The sequence below is a fragment of the Candidatus Pseudomonas auctus genome, assembly GCF_048654275.1.
In the GTDB taxonomy this organism is placed as follows: domain Bacteria; phylum Pseudomonadota; class Gammaproteobacteria; order Pseudomonadales; family Pseudomonadaceae; genus Aquipseudomonas; species Aquipseudomonas pharyngis.
In genome coordinates this window covers 113,151-129,752 of sequence record NZ_JBJYZK010000003.1, presented here as the reverse complement: position 1 = coordinate 129,752, position 16,602 = coordinate 113,151, and the positions used below count along the sequence as shown (strand labels likewise).

The window sequence follows — 16,602 nt, the reverse complement described above, 5'->3', positions numbered from 1 at the left end:
GGATATCCTCACTGCGGGTCTGAAAAATCCATTCGCGGATTTAGCCGGCCCCGGGTCGTTGCCCGGGACCAAAAGTTATTGAAGAACGAAATAATCGTAGCGCATCGAGACCGTGGTCACGAACGGCTCGGGCTGTTCGATCACCGCCGCGCGGCGCTCGGCACTGGCGCGCCAGCCGTGGGGCGTCATCGCCAGCAGGTTGGCGCGATCCTCGGGCTTGTCCAGCGTCAGTTTGAATTCCAGGGTTTCACTGTGCGCCAGCGCCATGCCTTCCGGCACCAGGGCCAAGTGCTTGTCGTCGGTGTATTCGCGCACTTCGTCGTACAGGCGTTCGCGCAATTCCATCAGATGGCCGCTGGTCGGGCCGACTTTCATCAGACCGCCGCCGACGCTGAGCAGGCGCTTGGCTTCTTCCCAGTCCAACGGACTGAATACACTGGCCAGAAACTGGCAACTGCCGGCGGCCAGTGGCACCCGGGCCATGCTGGCGATCAACCAGGTCAGTGCCGGATTGCGTTTACAGGCGCGTTTGACCGCTTCCTTCGAGATGTCCAGCGCGTAACCGTCGGCGTCGGGCAAAGCCTCGGCGATCTGCGCGGTGTAGTAACCCTCGCCACAACCGATATCGACCCAACGGGCTGGCGCATAACTCGCCGCCAGCTCCGCCAGACGCTTGGCCACCGGCGCGTAATGCCCGGCGTTCAGAAAGTCGCGGCGGGCCTCGACCATCGCCTGATTGTCACCGGGATCGCGGCTGTTCTTGTGCTGCACCGGCAGCAGGTTGAGGTAACCCTGGCGCGCACGGTCAAAGCGGTGGCCGGCGGGGCAGACCACGCCGTTGTCCACCGCATTCAGCGGTTCACTGCAGATCGGGCACGCGAGCATCAGACGAGCAACTTGATCAGGGTCTGGTAGTAGATCTCGGTCAGCACGTCGAGATCGGCCGCCAGCACGCGCTCGTTGACCTGGTGGATGGTCGCGTTGACCGGGCCCAGCTCAACAACCTGCGTGCCCATGGTCGCGATGAAACGACCGTCGGAGGTACCGCCGCTGGTGGACGCCTTGGTCTCGCGGCCGGTGATCTGCTTGATGCTCGAAGACACTGCGTCGAGCAGCGCACCCGGCTCGGTGAGGAACGGCAGACCGGACAGCGCCCAGTCGATGTGCCAGTCCAGGCCGTGCTTGTCGAGGATGTCGGCGACGCGTTTCTGCAGCCCTTCAACGGTCGACTCGGTGGAGAAGCGGAAGTTGAACACCGCCACCAGATCGCCCGGAATCACGTTGGTCGCGCCGGTGCCGGAGTTGACGTTGGAAATCTGGAAACTGGTCGGCGGGAAGAAGTCGTTGCCGTGATCCCAATGCTCGGCGGCCAGCTCGGCCAGAGCCGGGGCAGCGAGGTGGATCGGGTTCTTCGCCAGGTGCGGATAGGCGACGTGGCCCTGGACACCGCGCACGGTCAGTTTGGCGCCGAGGGAGCCGCGACGACCGTTCTTCACCACGTCGCCGACCAGCGTGGTGCTCGACGGTTCGCCGACGATGCACCAGTCCAGACGCTCGTTACGGGCTGCCAGGCGCTCGACCACAGCCTTGGTGCCGTGATGCGCCGGGCCTTCTTCGTCGCTGGTGATCAGGAACGCGACCTTGCCCTTGTGATCCGGGTAGTCGGCGACGAAGCGCTCGGCGGCGACTGTCATCGAAGCCAGGCTGCCTTTCATGTCCGCCGCGCCACGGCCGCAGAGCATGCCGTGCTCGTCGATCACTGCGTTGAACGGGTCGATCTGCCACGCAGTAACCGGGCCGGTTGGTACCACGTCGGTGTGGCCAGCGAAGCACAGCACCGGGCCGTCGCCTTTGCCGTGAGTCGCCCAGAAGTTATCCACATCTTCGATGCGCATCGGTTCCAGCTGGAAACCGGCATCGCCCAGGCGCTGCATCATCTGCTTCTGGCAATCGGCGTCGACCGGCGTCACGGACGGACGGCGGATCAGGTCGATGGCGAGTTGAAGGGTCGGCGAAAGGTCGGCGTGGGCCGTCATGGAAAACTCCGAAAGCTGGGGGGCAAGGCGCGCAAAATGGCGGTTATCTTAAAGCAAAACGGCGACCATTGGCCGCCGTTTAGTGCATCGGTGAGGATTTAGACCACCGGTGCCGGTTCAGGCGCAGCCGCAGGTTTTGGCAGCGACGACAGGAACGCCATGATCAGCGCCGCCACGTACGGCAGCGACTGCACCAGCAACATGGCCACCCAGAAGCGCATGTCGTTGCTCGGAATGCCCTGCACCAGGAAGATCCCCAGCGCCGCGCCCCACAACAGCAGCATGATGAACAGCTCTTCCCGGGCTTCGGAAATCGCCACCCAGAAGCCATGGTTGTCGGCGTTTTTCGGGGTGCGGAAGAACGGAATGCTGCTGGTGAAGAAGCCGTACAGCACCGCTTTGGCGATGGTGTGCGACAACGCCAGACCGGCCAGTGCCGCGCAGAATGCATCCTTGAGGTTCACGCCCACGGCGCGACGGTAGAGGAAGATGATCTTGCCGACCTTGAACACGAACAGCGCCAGTGGCGGGATCGCGAAAATCAGCAGCGGCGGATCGACCCGCTGCGGCACGATAATCATCGCCGCCGACCACAACAGCGCGCCGACGGTGAAGAAGATGTTCATGCCGTCCGCCACCCAAGGCAGCCAGCCTGCGAGGAAGTGGTAACGCTGGCCGCGAGTCAGCTCGGTGTCTTTGCCGCGCAGCAGGCTGCGGGTGTGACGCTTGATGATCTGGATCGCGCCGTAGGCCCAGCGGAAACGCTGCTTCTTGAAGTCGATGAAGGTGTCCGGCATCAGACCCTTGCCGTAACTGTCGTGGTAATACGCCGCCGACAGGCCTTTCTCGAATACCCGCAGACCGAGTTCGGCGTCTTCACAGATGCACCAGTCGGCCCAGCCCAGTTCTTCCAGAACCGAACGACGGGTCATGGTCATGGTGCCGTGCTGGATGATCGCGTCGCGGTCGTTGCGGGTGACCATGCCGATGTGGAAGAAGCCTTTGTATTCGGCGTAGCAGAGCTTTTTGAAGGTGCTTTCGTTCTGGTCGCGATAATCCTGCGGCGACTGCACCACGGCGATTTTCGGGTCGGCGAAGTGCGGCACCATGTGCTTGAGCCAGTTCGGGTGCACGCAGTAGTCGGAGTCGATCACCGCGATCACTTCGGCGTCCTTGGCGGTGTGCGGGATCAGGTAGTTCAGCGCGCCGCCCTTGAAACCGGCCAGGGGCGAGACGTGGAAGAACTTGAAGCGCGGGCCGAGCGTTTCGCAGTAGTCGCGCACCGGTTCCCAGACCGCCGGGTCCTTGGTGTTGTTGTCGATGATCAGGACTTCGAAGTCCGGATAGTCGAGGTTGGCCAGGGCGTTGAGGGTCTGTTTGACCATCTCCGGCGGCTCGTTGTAGCAGGGCACGTGGATCGAAACCTTCGGGCGGTAATCAGAATCGCCGACCACCGGCAGGAATTCACGCCGGCGTTTGTGAATCCACACCGCTTCGGCCAGTTCGTGGGCCTCGGTCAGCAACACGATGAACACCCCGAGCGCACCGAGCGCCAGCAGGAAGCCCACCGTCAGGCTGAACCACGTGCTGTATTGCTGGCTGTAGTCGTAACCGATCCACACCAGCACCGAACCGCACAGAAACGCGATAAAGGTCAGGAAGGTACGGCCGCGCTGACGCAGGGCCGAGCCGTCGATCATCAGCAGGGTCAGCGACAACAGCGCCAGCACCACCGAACCGATGGCCAGCACGCGCCATTGCGGGATCGCCACCACCGGGCCTTCGAAGTTGAATTTCTGCTGGCGTGCGGCGTTGAACACGCCCCAGTAAGCGCCGACCGAACCTTCGTCGCTGGCCTTCCACGGCTGGTCAAACGCTTCGATCACGAAATAGTTGAAGCCCTGACGGTTGAGTTTGTTGACCAGCGTGCGCAGGTAGATCGCCTGATCCGCCGGCGACGCATCGGCGCCACCGCGCATGCGGCCGTTGCTCGGCCAGCCCACTTCGGACAGCAGCAGCGGTTTTTTCGGGAACATCTTTTTCAGGTCGCGGGCGCGGTCGAAAACGAACTGCCCGGCCTTGTCCACCGGAATGAATTCCCAGTAGGGCAGAACGTGGGCGGCAATCAGGTCGACGTGTTTGGCCAGTTGCGGGTATTTCTCCCAGATATGCCATTGTTCGGAGGTGGTGACCGGTACCTTCACCGCTGCACGGACACGATCCAGCAGGACGGTCAGGGCCTCAGGCGTGATTTCCTCCCGGAATAATGCTTCGTTGCCGACCACCACGCGAACCACACTGCGCGAAGAGTTGGCCAACTCGATAGCTTTAGCGATCTCCCGCTCGTTGCGCTCCTGGTCGGGGCTGATCCAGATCCCCAGGGTCACGCGCAGACCGAATTCTTCCGCCAGTTTCGGGATGTCCTGCAGGGAACCGTCGACCGAGTAGATGCGGATGTTGTCCGTCAGCTTGCTCATGATCTCCAGGTCGCGGCGCATTTCATCGTCGGTCGGATACTGATCCTTCTGTGGGAACTGTCCCTGCTGGAACGGTGAATAGGAGAAACCGGAGATCTGCTCCGGCCAGTTCGGCGCGGAGACGGGGCGGTTGATCAGCGCCCAGAAACCGGTGAACAGGGCGGCGATTGCCAGAACCACCACCAGGTTGAGTCCAAATTTACGCGATGACATAGCTGTGTCGGGTTCCAAAGGCTGTGGAACGAAGGGTCGGCTGGTTGACGCCAGGAGGGCGCGCATCCTACACCGGCAGTTCGCCTAGTCCTACAAGAGACAGGGAAATGCCGGACGTTGGGCAATCCAACCTGACTTAAGTTCTTTCGTTTCAGCGTGTAAGACAAATCTTTGTTACGTGCAGCTTTAATTAAAGCAGGCGCATTCGCCGTTCATAGCGCAAAGATGCTCTTGGCCGCCGACGGCCCTATAATGCGCGCCGGTTTTCAGGGTAATGGTCATGAGTACAGAAGATCCGCGGTTTGCAGGCATCGCCCGTTTGTATGGCATCGAGGGCCTTGAGCGCCTGCGTGCAGCCCATGTGGCGATTGTCGGCGTTGGCGGCGTCGGTTCCTGGGCGGCGGAAGCCATGGCCCGTTGCGGGGTGGGCGAGATTTCGCTGTTCGACCTCGACGACGTCTGCGTCAGCAACGCCAACCGCCAGTTGCACGCGCTCGACAGCACCGTTGGCAAGCCCAAGGTCGAGGTGATGGCCGAGCGTCTGCGCGGGATCAACCCGGACTGCAAGGTGCACGCCGTGGCGGATTTCGTCACCCGCGACACCATGGCCGAATACATCACGCCGAACATCGACTGCGTGATCGACTGCATCGACGCGGTCAACGCCAAGGCTGCGCTGATTGCCTGGTGCAAGCGCCGCAAGATTCAGATCATCACTACCGGTGGAGCTGGCGGGCAGATCGATCCGACGTTGATTCAGGTCTGCGACCTCAACCGCACCTTCAACGACCCACTGGCCTCGAAAGTGCGCTCGACGCTGCGTCGCGACTACGGCTTCTCGCGCACAGTGACTCGCCATTACAGCGTGCCGTGTGTGTTCTCCACCGAACAGCTGCGCTATCCGAAACCGGACGGCAGTATTTGCCTGCAGAAGAGTTTCGTCGGTGACGGCGTGAAACTGGACTGCGCCGGCGGGTTTGGCGCGGTGATGATGGTGACGGCGACGTTCGGCATGGTCGCGGCGACCAAGGCTGTGGACAAGATTGTGGCGGGCGTGCGGCGACCGGCGGATCGGGTCAAGTCTCAGGCCTGAAGCATAGGGCTGCCCAGCAGCCCTTTTACTGCGCCAGCTCGTTCATCCGCTGCAGCACGGCATTCAAGCCATTGCTGCGCGAAGGCGACAACTGCCGCGACAGTCCCAACTGATTGAACCAGTCCGGCAGATCCACCTGCTGCAACTCGCCCGCGGTCAAGCCGTTGACCCGCAACAGCAACAACGCCACCAACCCTCGAATCATCCGTGCATCGCTGCTCGCCGCGAAATGCCAGTGACCGTCGCGCAACTCTCCAACCAGCCACACCTGACTTTCACAGCCGTGCACTCGATTGGCCTCGCACTTGTCCGCATCGCTCAACGGCGGCAGGCGGTCACCAAATTGCATCAACAGCCGCGCCCGCTGTTCCCAGCCGGCGGCGTTCTGAAACGTTTGCAGCGCGTCGGCGGCCTCGACCGGCAGACTCATCGCAACAACTCCAGCGCTTGATCCAGCGCTTCAAAGAACCGCTCCAGATCTTCGGAATCGTTGTACAGCGCCAGCGACACGCGAATCGCCCCGGCCAGTTCGAAACGCTTGAGCAGCGGCATCGCGCAGTGGTGCCCGGCACGCACGGCGATGCCCTGTTCGGTCAGCAAGTGCGCCAGATCGGCGTTGTGCACGCCTTCGACGACAAAACTGGCCAACGCCAGTTGCGGCTTGCCCAGCAGACGAATGCCATTGCGGGCGGCGAGACCGCGTAACAGGTAATCGTGCAGCGCGGCTTCGTGGGCGGACACGGCGTCCTGATCCAGACCGGCCAGATAATCGAGGGTCGCGCCGAGGCCGATCACGCTGGCAATCGGCGGCGTTCCCGCTTCGAAGCCCAGTGGCGCCGGGCGGAAACGCGCATCGTGATAATTGGCTTCCAGCACCATTTCGCCACCGAACTGCCACGGGCGCAGTTGTTCGAGCGCGGCGTTGCGCCCGAACAGCACGCCAAGGCCATCGGGGCCGTACAGCTTGTGGCTGGAAAACACGTAAAAGTCGCAACCCAGCGCCTGCACGTCATGCCGGCCGTGGACCACGCCTTGAGCGCCATCGACCACGGTCAGCGCGTTGTGCGCCTTGGCCATCGCCAGCAACGCCGGCAACGGTTGCCAGGCGCCCAGTACGTTGGACAACTGGCTGACCGCCAGCAAGCGAGTGCGCGGACCGATCAGGTGAACGGCAGCAGCGAGGTCGATGACCCCGTCATCGTCCAGCGGCAGGATCACCAGTTTGAGGTCGCGACGTTGTGCCAGTTGCTGCCACGGCAGCAGATTGGCGTGATGCTCCAGGGCGCTGATGACAATTTCATCGCCTGGAAGGAAAAGATGTTCCAGGCCGTAAGCCAGGAGATTCAGCGCGCTGGTGGCGCCGTGGGTGAAGATGATCCGCCCGCTGTCACCGGCATTCAGCCACTGGGCGACCTTCAGGCGGCTGTCCTCGAACGCCTGCGTGGCGTGGGCGCCGGGCAGATGCTGGGCACGATGCACGTTGGCCGCGCCATTGGCGTAGTAATGCGCCAGCGCGTCGAGCAGGGCCTGGGGTTTTTGCGTGGTGGCGGCGTTGTCCAGATAGGTCTGGTCTTGCCGTTGCAGGGCGGCGATGGCCGGGAAATCGGCGCGCCAGGGGGAGGGAATCATCACGGTTTCAAGCCCTGGTGAAGATGGGCGGGTTAACGCCGAACCCTGTGGGAGCGGGCTTGCCCGCGAATGCGTCGTGTCAGTCAAAATGAAGGGTGACTGACACACCGTCTTCGCGAGCAAGCCCGCTCCCACAGGAGGTCACAGCGGCGCTTAGTTGTGAGCGTGCAGTGCTTCGTTCAGTTCGATCGCCGATTTGTGGGTTTTGCATTCCACGGCACCGGTTTCCGAATTGCGACGGAACAGCAGATCGGTCTGACCGGCCAGTTCACGGGCCTTGACCACTTTGACCAGGTTGTTGTGCTCGTCCAGCAGCGCGACCTTGGTGCCGGCGGTCACGTACAGGCCCGACTCGACGGTGTTGCGGTCGCCCAGGGGGATACCGATACCGGCGTTGGCGCCGATCAGGCAGCCTTCGCCGACCTTGATCACGATGTTGCCGCCGCCCGACAGGGTGCCCATGGTCGAGCAGCCGCCGCCCAGGTCCGAACCCTTGCCGACGAAGACGCCAGCGGAGACGCGGCCTTCGATCATGCCCGGGCCTTCGGTGCCGGCGTTGAAGTTGATGAAACCTTCGTGCATCACGGTGGTGCCTTCGCCCACGTAGGCGCCCAGACGCAGACGTGCGGCGTCAGCGATACGCACGCCGGCCGGTACCACGTAGTCGGTCATTTTCGGGAACTTGTCCACCGAGAACACTTCCAGCAGCTCGCCGCGCAGACGGGCTTCGAGTTGCAGCTCGGCCAGTTCGCTCAGGTCGATCGCGCCCTGGCTGGTCCAGGCCACGTTCGGCAGCAGCGGGAAGATCCCGGCCAGGCTCACGCCGTGCGGCTTGACCAGGCGATGGGACAACAGGTGCAGCTTGAGGTAAGCCTCAGGAGTCGAAGTCAGTTGCGCGTCTTCGGCCAGCAGGGTCGCGACCAGCGGCTTGTGGCTTTCGGCCAGGCGGGTCAGCAGCTTGCCTTGTACCGCGTCGATGCCTTTCACGGCTTCAGCCAGTTGCGCAGCCTGTGCGGTGGTGAAGGTGATGGCCTGGTTGCCTTCGGTGTAGCCGAGGATCGGTGCAACTGCGGCAACCAGTTCGGCCGAAGGGTTCAACAGCGGCTGGGCGTAGAACACTTCCAGCCACGCGCCTTGACGGTTCTGGGTGCCGACGCCGAAGGCGATACTGAAAAGGGAGTTGGACATGTGAATACCTCTACAAAAAGTGACGGGCTGCTTACTTGAGCGCGGCCGCGTAGATGTCTGGCTTGAAGCCAATCAGGGTTCGGTCACCGAGATCGAGCACCGGGCGCTTGATCATCGAGGGTTGAGCGAGCATCAGTTCGATGGCTTTCGACTGGTCGAGATCGGCTTTGCGTTCGTCGTCGAGTTTGCGAAAGGTCGTTCCTGCGCGGTTCAACACCGTTTGCCAGCCATGCTCGTCGCACCATTGGGTCAGGTGCTCGCGGTCAATGCCGGCGGTCTTGTAATCGTGGAAGTCATAGCTGACAGCGTGTTCATCGAGCCAGGTGCGCGCCTTTTTCATGGTGTCGCAGGCTTTGATGCCGAAAAGGTGCAACGTTTTGCTTGAAACGGTCAAGGAATTGCCCCCTTTACAGGTGCTGGAAAAAAATGGTGTCGGATTATGCCATGACCAGACGGTTTCGCGGCGCCGAGGTTGCTTTTGCTGAGGGGGCTGCGACATAGGTGCAACGGCCACGCACAGCCTAAGCGGCTAATATGGCAGTTCAACGCTGTCGATTGTCCGGGATTTCCGCTTTATGCAAACCGCTTATACCGTCCTGATTCTGCTGATGCTGGTCAGTGTCTCGCGCCTGATTGGACGGGTGATTCCGCTGCCGCTGCCACTGGTGCAGATCGCCGCCGGTGCCTTGCTGGCCTGGCCGACCCTCGGCCTGCACGTGGCCCTTGATCCGGAACTGTTCCTCTTTCTGTTCCTGCCACCGCTGCTGTTTTCCGATGGCTGGCGCATGCCCAAGCGGGAATTGTGGCGCCTGCGCGGGCCGGTGCTGACACTGGCGGTCGGGTTGGTGCTGTTTACCGTAGTCGGGGCGGGCTACTTCATTCATTGGCTGCTGCCGACGATTCCCTTGCCGGTTGCCTTTGCGCTGGCGGCGGTGCTGTCGCCAACGGATGCCGTGGCCGTCTCGGCCATTTCGCAGAACCGCTTGCCCACGCCGTTGATGCACATGCTGCAAGGCGAGGCGCTGATGAACGATGCCTCGGGCCTGGTGACGTTCAAGTTCGCCCTGGTCGCGGCGGTCACCGGTGCGTTTTCCCTGGCCAACGCCAGCCTGACCTTCGTGCTGGTCGCGGTCGGCGGCCTAGCGGTGGGTGTGGCGCTGAGCTGGCTGGTTGGTCGGTTGCGCGCCTGGATGATCGCCCGGGGCTGGGACGATCCGGCGACCCACGTGGTGTTCATGTTGCTGTTGCCATTCGCCGCTTACGTGCTGGCCGAACGACTCGGCGCGTCGGGCATTCTTTCGGCAGTGGCGGCGGGGATGATGCAGAGCTGGCTCGATCTGCTGCCGCGCCAGACCAGCACCCGGTTGCTCAATCGCAGCGTGTGGTCGTTGCTGGAGTTTGCCTTCAACGGCCTGATCTTCCTGCTGCTCGGTCTGCAACTGCCGGACATCATTAAAGCGGTGGTCAGCCACGAGACCTCGTTATGGCCGACCCTGTTCTATCGCTGTCTCGATGTGGTGGCGATCTTTCTGGCGCTGGTGCTGTTGCGTTTTATCTGGGTGCAGAGCATCTGGCGTCTTTCGGTGCTGTTGCGTCGCCTGCGTGGGAAGGGGGATCTGACGCAGGTGCCGACCGCCCGTTCCTGCTGGTTGCTGACCGTTGGCGGTGTGCGCGGTGCGGTGACCCTGGCGGGTGTGATGTCGGTGCCGATGCTGATGGGCAGCGAGGTGTTTCCCGAGCGCGACCTGCTGATCTTCATCGCCGCCGGGGTGATTCTGTTGTCGCTGGTGGCGGCGTGTATTGCGCTGCCATTGCTGTTGCGCGGCCTCGAAAAGAGCCCGGACGACAAGCGTCGTCAGGAAGTGCGCGACGCCTGGCGCAAGACGGCGGAAGCGGCGATTCACGCGCTGGAAATCGAAGAAGTCAACCCGCAGGATGCCGCGCAAGCCGCGCTGGCGGCGGAACTCAAGGCGCGGATCATGTCCGAGTACCGCCATCAGCTGGAGGTGTTCAACGATTCCGCCGAAGCCCAGGCATTGGCGTTCCAGATGGATCTGCTTGAACGCCGCTTGCGCCTCAAGGCATTGCGGGCGCAGCGCCTTGAGTTGTACAGCCTCAGTCGTCAGCATCAGATTGGTGATGACGTTTTACGGGAAGTGTTGGGAGAACTGGATTTGAGTGAGGCCAATCTGGGGCAGGTCAAATAATCCAGGAGGCCCGGTCCACCGATTACGCCGTTTGTGCAGCAGGGTACGGATAGACCTTCGCCATGAAGGCCTTGTCTTTTTCACTGAGCACTCGATTCAGATAAATCTTGAAATCGCCGTGGGTCCAGTCCTGGCGAACGGGGTAATGCATGATCGATTTCGGATCGTAAGGCGAATAGTCGAACGAGCCTGCATCGAGCAGGTTGAAGTAGCGTTCATCGACAGACTGGCGCGCGTAATCGTCTTCATCGGCGTCTTCGGCCACGCCGTGTGAGGCGTAAACCGCAGGTTTGTTCCAGGGAATGTTTGACTCCGGGTGCAGGTGCTCATGTTCGGCTCCCAATGCGTGCCCGAACTCATGCATGACATTGGCGGCGAAGAACGCTGGTGCTCGCAGGTCCGGTGACAGCCTCATGGTCGGGTCTGGCGCTTCGACCAATAGGGCGTTGTTACCGATGACAGACCAGTAAATACCGGGCTCGCTTTTGATACGAATATCCCCTGAGTCGCCCTCGACAAAATCGAACTTCAGGTTGATGTGAGGCAGCCAGTTGCTCGCTGCGGTTTTGACAGCCTCTTTGAACGCCTGGTCGCCATTCAGAAAGGCAATTCGCAATGTCTGGCCAGGCGTCCAGAAGTGAGCCGGTTTGCCGGCTGCGCGTTTTTTTCGGCGGGACTGGGTGATTGTTTGAATCATGTTCAAGTGTCCTTACTTGCAGGAAATAATTAACGTGTCCAGCAACGCGATGAGTTCGGGTGGTGAAGTTATTGTTGATCGTGAAAGTATGAAAGTTGTTTGATGTAAGTAGGTGTGTGTTCAATCCAGGTTCGTCAGGCGTTGCACCTGACGAATATTGTTTTGAAGCAGGAATTTATTTCGGATAAAGCAGTTTCATCAATTGTTTGTCTTTTTTACTGATCTTGCGGTTGATCGGGACTTGCCAGTTGCCGATGGTCAAATCGTTCGATACGGGATGGTGCATGATCGATCGCCTGTCGTAATTCGTATAAAGCGCGTCCAGCGTATCGAAGGAGGCGAACAGATTGCGGTCGACCTGTTCGCGGGTCAGCGGATTCATTTCCCGATTTCGGTAAAACGCGTACACCTTGGGTTTGTCCCACGGAATATTGGCTTGAGGGTGCTGATGTTCGTGCAGGGCCCCCAGCACGTGGCCGAACTCGTGAACCACGATGGTTTCGAAATCGGCATGTTCCGGTTTGACGCCCAGATTCATCGTTGGATGGTCGGGATGAATCAATAGCGCATCAGTGCCGAGCACCGAACTGTTGTTATTGTTCCGAGTGGCGATGCGGATATCACCTTTCAGATCGTCGACGAATTCAAACTTGAGGTTGATATAGGGCAGCCATTTACAGGCCGCCTTGATAATCGCGGCCTTAAGGTCTGCGTCGGGTGCATCCGTGAATGCGATTTTTAACGTGCGGCCATTTGCCCAGAGTTTCGAGTAATTGATCACGGAGCGTTTGCGGCGAGAGCCGGGTGCGCTGTGGGTACCGGCATTTGCCGGATTCTCGTTGATGGCGGCTGTGTAAGCGGCCTGATCGTCAGGCCATTGAATCAGTTGGCAATCCAGAAGTTCTTTCATTGTTCACTTCTTCCATGAAGTTAAAGTTGGCGTTGGTTCACGCGCAGCGAATAGCGCGACTCAAGACTAACGTCTGGCCGGCACAGGAATGGGGTACAAAAAACAGGGGAAGTGTTACGTGATATTTGACCACCCGTGCCGGATTGCCCGGCACGGGCATTCAGACATTACTTGTGGCGCAGGACGAAGTCGCGAATACGCTCGGCAGCCTCGACGCATTCCGCCAGCGGCGCAACCAGCGCCATCCGCACGCGCCCGGCGCCCGGATTGACGCCATCGACGTCGCGCGACAGGTACGAGCCCGGCACCACGGTCACGTGTTCTTCGGCAAACAGATCACGGCAGAACGCGGCATCGTCGCCTTGCACATTCGGCCACAGATAGAAGCTACCATCAGGGCGCTGCACGTCCATCACCGGGCTGAGGATCGCCAGCACGGCATCGAATTTCTCGCGATACAGCGCACGGTTGGCGCGTACATGCACTTCGTCATTCCACGCAGCGACGCTGGCGAGTTGGGTCTGAACCGGCATCGCGCAGCCGTGGTAAGTGCGGTACAGCAGGAAGCCCTTGAGGATGTCGGCGTCGCCGGCGACGAAACCGGAACGCAGCCCCGGCAGGTTCGAGCGCTTGGACAGGCTGTGGAACACCACGCAGCGCTTGAAGTCCTGGCGGCCCAGTTCTGCGCAGGCACTGAGCAGGGCCGGCGGCGGGGTTTGTTCGTCGAAGTACAGTTCGCTGTAGCACTCGTCGGCGGCGATCACGAAGTCGTATTCGTCGGCCAGGGCGATCAGCTTTTTCAGCACGTCGACCGGAATCAGCGCACCGGTCGGGTTGCCTGGCGAGCAGAGGAACAGGATCTGGCAGCGCTTCCAGATCTCCGGCGATACGGCGTCGAAATCCGGATTGAAGCCGTTCTCGTCCAGGCACGGCAGGTAATGCGGCTTGGCCCCGGCGAGGAACGCTGCGCCTTCGTAGATCTGATAGAACGGGTTCGGGCTGACCACCAGTGCGTCGTCGCCACGGTTGACCACGGTCTGGGTGAAAGCGAACAGCGCTTCACGGGTGCCGTTGACCGGCAGCACGTTGCGCGCCGGGTCGATCCAGCCGCTCGGTACGTTGAAACGACGTTCGCACCAGGCCGCGATGGCTTCGCGCAGGGCCGGAATGCCGAGGGTGGTCGGGTACACCGCCATCTGATCCAGATTGTTGGCCAGCGCCTCGGCGACGAAGCTTGGCGAGCGATGCTTCGGTTCGCCGATGGACAGCGCGATCGGGCGCTTGTCCGGGTTTGGCGTAACGCTGCCGAGCAGGGCGCGGAGCTTTTCGAACGGGTAGGGCTGAAGCTGGGACAGAGCGTTGTTCATCGGTGCGGGATCTCGTGCAAAGCGGTTGAATCCGGGCGCGCAATCAAATGCTGATGCGCGACAGGTTGATATCGGGTTCCTGATTGACGCTCAACTGTTCGACGATGGCATCCTGCAAACGGCTGCACAGCAGCGGGTCGGACAGCGGTTGATTGTGGGCGTCGGTGATGAAGAACACGTCTTCCACCCGCTCGCCCAGGGTGGCGATTTTGGCGTTCTGCAGCGACAGGTCGAACTCGAGGAAAATCCCGCCGACCCGTGCCAGCAGGCCTGGACGATCCGGCGCAGTGAGTTCCAGTACGGTTACCGGACGCTGGGCGTCGTTGTGGATCGTCACCTGCGGGGCGAACGCAAAATGCTTGAGCTGGCGTGGCACCCGACGCTGGATGATCGTCGGGTAGTCGGCCGGGTTGCGCAGGGCTTCGGTCAGTCCCTCGCGAATCTGCTTGACCCGGACCGGATTGTCGCCGATCGAGTCGCCATCGGTATCGAGCACGATGTAGGTGTCGAGGGTGAACTGGCTGCTGGACGTGATGACCCGGGCGTCGTGAATGTTCAGGTTGAGCTGATCCATCGCAGCCACGGTCACGGCGAAGAAGTCGTGCTGGTCCGGCGCATAGATGAAGATCTGCGTGCCGCCCTCGAATTCTCGCTGGGTGGTTTCCTTGATCAGCACCAGCGGGCCGCCGTCAGCCGGTTGCTGGAGAATGGCGTCGGTGTGCCAGGCCACATCCCCGGCGGTGTGGCGCAGGAAGTAGTCGTCGCCCAGCTGCGCCCACAACTGCTCGACGTCATCCGGGTCGGTGCCGCCGCGCACCAGAATGTCCAGTGCTGCGCTCTGGGTCTGGCGGATCTGTTCTTCGCGATCCACCGGGTTCTCCAGGCCGCGGCGCAGTGCACGCTTGGTTTCGGTGTAGAGCTGGCGCAGCAGACTGGCGCGCCACGAGTTCCACAGCGTCGGGTTGGTCGCGTTGATGTCGGCCACGGTCAGCACGTACAGGTAGTCGAGACGTGTCTCGTCACCGACCGCCAGCGCGAAGTCGTGGATTACCTGCGGGTCGGACAGGTCCTTGCGCTGGGCGGTGGTCGACATCACCAGGTGGTTCTGCACCAGCCACACGATCAGGCGGCTGTCCCACACCGGCAATTGATGGCGCTGACAGAACGCTTCAGCGTCCACGGCACCAATTTCCGAGTGATCACCATGCCGGCCCTTGCCGATGTCGTGGTACAGGCCGGCCATATAAATGAGTTCAGGCTTGGGCAGCTTAGCCATGAGCTTGGCGGCCAGTGGGAATTTCTCCGACACCTGGGTGTACTGCAATTTGCGCAGATGTTTGATCAGGTTCAGCGTGTGCGCATCGACCGTATAGATGTGGAACAGGTCGTGCTGCATCTGCCCGACGATGAAGCCGAACTCCGGCAGGTAGCGCCCGAGAATGCCGTAACGGTTCATCCGCCGCAGGTTGCGGTGGATGCCGATCTTGCACTTGAACAGCTCGATGAACAGGCTGGTGTTGCGGATATCGTTGCGAAAGTTGTCGTCGATCAGGTGACGGTTTTCCCGCAGCAGACGAATGGTGTCGGCGCGTACGCCTTTGATTTCCGGCTGCTGGGCCATCAGCACGAAGATCTCGAGCATGGCGAACGGCGTACGGCGGAACACATTGTCGTTGCGTGCCTCGATGTAGCCGTCGTGAAGCTGGAAGCGCGAGTTGATCGGCTGTGGCGGCGCTTCGTCTTCCGGGGCGAGGATGACTTCCTCGAAGTGCTGGATGATCAGGTCGCTGAGCTGGGCAATGCTCATCACCACCCGGAAATACTGCTGCATGAAGTTTTCGACGGCCTGTTTGGCGTCGTCGCCTTCAAAACCCAGCAGCCCGGCAATGGTGCGCTGGTGATCAAACAGCAGGCGGTCTTCGGAGCGACCGGCCAGCATGTGCAGGGCGTAACGCACTTTCCAGAGGAATTCTTGAGAGGACGCCAGCAGGGCGTTTTCACTCTCGACCAGAAAGCCTTCGCCGGCCAGGGCACGCAGGTTCAGGGTGCCGTACTGACGACGGGCTACCCACAGAATGGTCTGAATATCCCGTAGTCCGCCGGGCGAGCCTTTGACGTTGGGTTCGAGGTTGTATTCGGTGTCGTTGTACTTGTGGTGGCGAGCCTTCTGCTCGGCGCGCTTGGCCAGGAAGAACTCCTTGCTCGGCCACATGTGTGCGGTGCTGGTGACGTCGAGCATGCGCTGGCGCAGGCGCTCGGGGCCGCAGATGGTGCGGCTTTCCATCAGGTTGGTGACCACCGTCAGGTCGGCGCGCGCCTCTTCGGCGCATTCGTCCACCGAACGAACGCTCTGACCGACTTCCAGGCCGATGTCCCACAGCAGGGTGAGAAAACGCTCGATGGAATCGCGGAAGATTTCGTGGTCGGCGCTGTCCAGCAGGATCAGCAGGTCGATGTCGGAGTAGGGGTGCAATTCACCGCGACCGTAGCCGCCGACCGCGACCAGCGCGATGTCGGCGTCTTCGCTCCAGTCGAACTGGTCCCAAGCCTTTTGCAGGATGTTATCGACGAACCACGCCCGATCTTCGATCAGTCGCCGGATGTCGCGACCGGCCCGAAAACGTGCATCGAGCACTTCGCGGGCCTGGCGGATCGCCTTCTTGAACGCCGCGATGGGACTCGCTTTCAGGGCCAGTTCAGCCTGGAACTGGCCGCGGTCGAAGAGTTCGGGATCCACCTGCGGCATCGATTGGCTTTCCTTCTATAGGCTGGGAACGGTGTCTGG

At 61.3% G+C, this 16,602-nt stretch carries 13 protein-coding genes; 2 read left to right on the top strand and 11 right to left on the bottom strand.

Annotation, left to right across the window (positions count from 1 at the left end):
- Positions 1–75: 75 nt before the first annotated feature.
- From ACKUG4_RS07035 to ACKUG4_RS07025, 3 genes are all read right to left on the bottom strand, one after another.
- On the bottom strand, positions 76–885 hold the full coding sequence (locus tag ACKUG4_RS07035) for a putative RNA methyltransferase (protein WP_445433711.1): 810 nt from the start codon (positions 883–885) through the stop codon (positions 76–78).
- Positions 885–2,036, bottom strand: a complete 1,152-nt coding sequence (gene dapE, locus ACKUG4_RS07030; RefSeq protein WP_445433710.1) for a succinyl-diaminopimelate desuccinylase — start codon at positions 2,034–2,036, stop codon at positions 885–887. Before dapE ends, ACKUG4_RS07035 begins: the two co-directional genes overlap by 1 nt.
- 98 nt (positions 2,037–2,134) lie before the next feature.
- A complete protein-coding gene (locus ACKUG4_RS07025; protein WP_445433709.1) occupies positions 2,135–4,726 on the bottom strand; it encodes a glycosyltransferase in 2,592 nt (863 codons plus the stop codon).
- A 274-nt stretch (positions 4,727–5,000) separates the two neighbouring features.
- Here ACKUG4_RS07025 and tcdA point away from each other — a divergent pair, with 274 nt between their 5' ends.
- Positions 5,001–5,819 carry a tRNA cyclic N6-threonylcarbamoyladenosine(37) synthase TcdA gene (tcdA, locus tag ACKUG4_RS07020; RefSeq protein WP_085647789.1) on the top strand — a complete coding sequence of 273 codons (819 nt, stop codon included), beginning with the start codon at positions 5,001–5,003 and terminating at the stop codon, positions 5,817–5,819.
- Positions 5,820–5,844: 25 nt separating this feature from the next.
- On the opposite strand, the gene ACKUG4_RS07015 is transcribed toward tcdA, so the two are convergent.
- The 4 genes from ACKUG4_RS07015 to ACKUG4_RS07000 form a co-directional block, all read right to left on the bottom strand.
- Entirely contained in the window at positions 5,845–6,249 is a 405-nt protein-coding gene (locus ACKUG4_RS07015; RefSeq protein ID WP_445433708.1) for a SufE family protein, read from the bottom strand.
- Positions 6,246–7,451: an aminotransferase class V-fold PLP-dependent enzyme gene (locus ACKUG4_RS07010; RefSeq protein WP_064593763.1), complete on the bottom strand. Its 1,206-nt coding sequence runs from the start codon at positions 7,449–7,451 to the stop codon at positions 6,246–6,248. Before ACKUG4_RS07010 ends, ACKUG4_RS07015 begins: the two co-directional genes overlap by 4 nt.
- A 150-nt stretch (positions 7,452–7,601) precedes the next feature.
- On the bottom strand, positions 7,602–8,636 hold the full coding sequence (gene dapD / locus ACKUG4_RS07005; protein WP_007954762.1) for a 2,3,4,5-tetrahydropyridine-2,6-dicarboxylate N-succinyltransferase: 1,035 nt from the start codon (positions 8,634–8,636) through the stop codon (positions 7,602–7,604).
- A 31-nt stretch (positions 8,637–8,667) separates the two neighbouring features.
- Positions 8,668–9,030, bottom strand: coding sequence for an ArsC family reductase (locus ACKUG4_RS07000; RefSeq protein WP_003222107.1), 363 nt, complete (start codon positions 9,028–9,030; stop codon positions 8,668–8,670).
- Between the two features lie 181 nt (positions 9,031–9,211).
- On the opposite strand from ACKUG4_RS07000, the gene ACKUG4_RS06995 reads away from it, so the two are divergent.
- A complete protein-coding gene (locus tag ACKUG4_RS06995) occupies positions 9,212–10,843 on the top strand; it encodes a Na+/H+ antiporter (protein ID WP_445433707.1) in 1,632 nt (543 codons plus the stop codon).
- A 22-nt stretch (positions 10,844–10,865) separates the two neighbouring features.
- Here ACKUG4_RS06995 and ACKUG4_RS06990 read toward each other — a convergent pair whose 3' ends face one another.
- The 4 genes from ACKUG4_RS06990 to ACKUG4_RS06975 form a co-directional block, all read right to left on the bottom strand.
- Complete coding sequence (locus tag ACKUG4_RS06990; RefSeq protein WP_064593769.1) at positions 10,866–11,540, bottom strand: zinc metalloprotease; 675 nt, start codon at positions 11,538–11,540, stop codon at positions 10,866–10,868.
- Positions 11,541–11,715: 175 nt separating this feature from the next.
- Positions 11,716–12,450 carry a M12 family metallopeptidase gene (locus ACKUG4_RS06985; RefSeq protein ID WP_445433706.1) on the bottom strand — a complete coding sequence of 245 codons (735 nt, stop codon included), beginning with the start codon at positions 12,448–12,450 and terminating at the stop codon, positions 11,716–11,718.
- Positions 12,451–12,617: 167 nt separating this feature from the next.
- Complete coding sequence (gene dapC / locus ACKUG4_RS06980; RefSeq protein WP_445433705.1) at positions 12,618–13,817, bottom strand: succinyldiaminopimelate transaminase; 1,200 nt, start codon at positions 13,815–13,817, stop codon at positions 12,618–12,620.
- A gap of 43 nt (positions 13,818–13,860) precedes the next feature.
- On the bottom strand, positions 13,861–16,563 hold the full coding sequence (locus ACKUG4_RS06975) for a [protein-PII] uridylyltransferase (protein ID WP_236190260.1): 2,703 nt from the start codon (positions 16,561–16,563) through the stop codon (positions 13,861–13,863).
- Between the last annotated feature and the right edge of the window lie 39 nt (positions 16,564–16,602).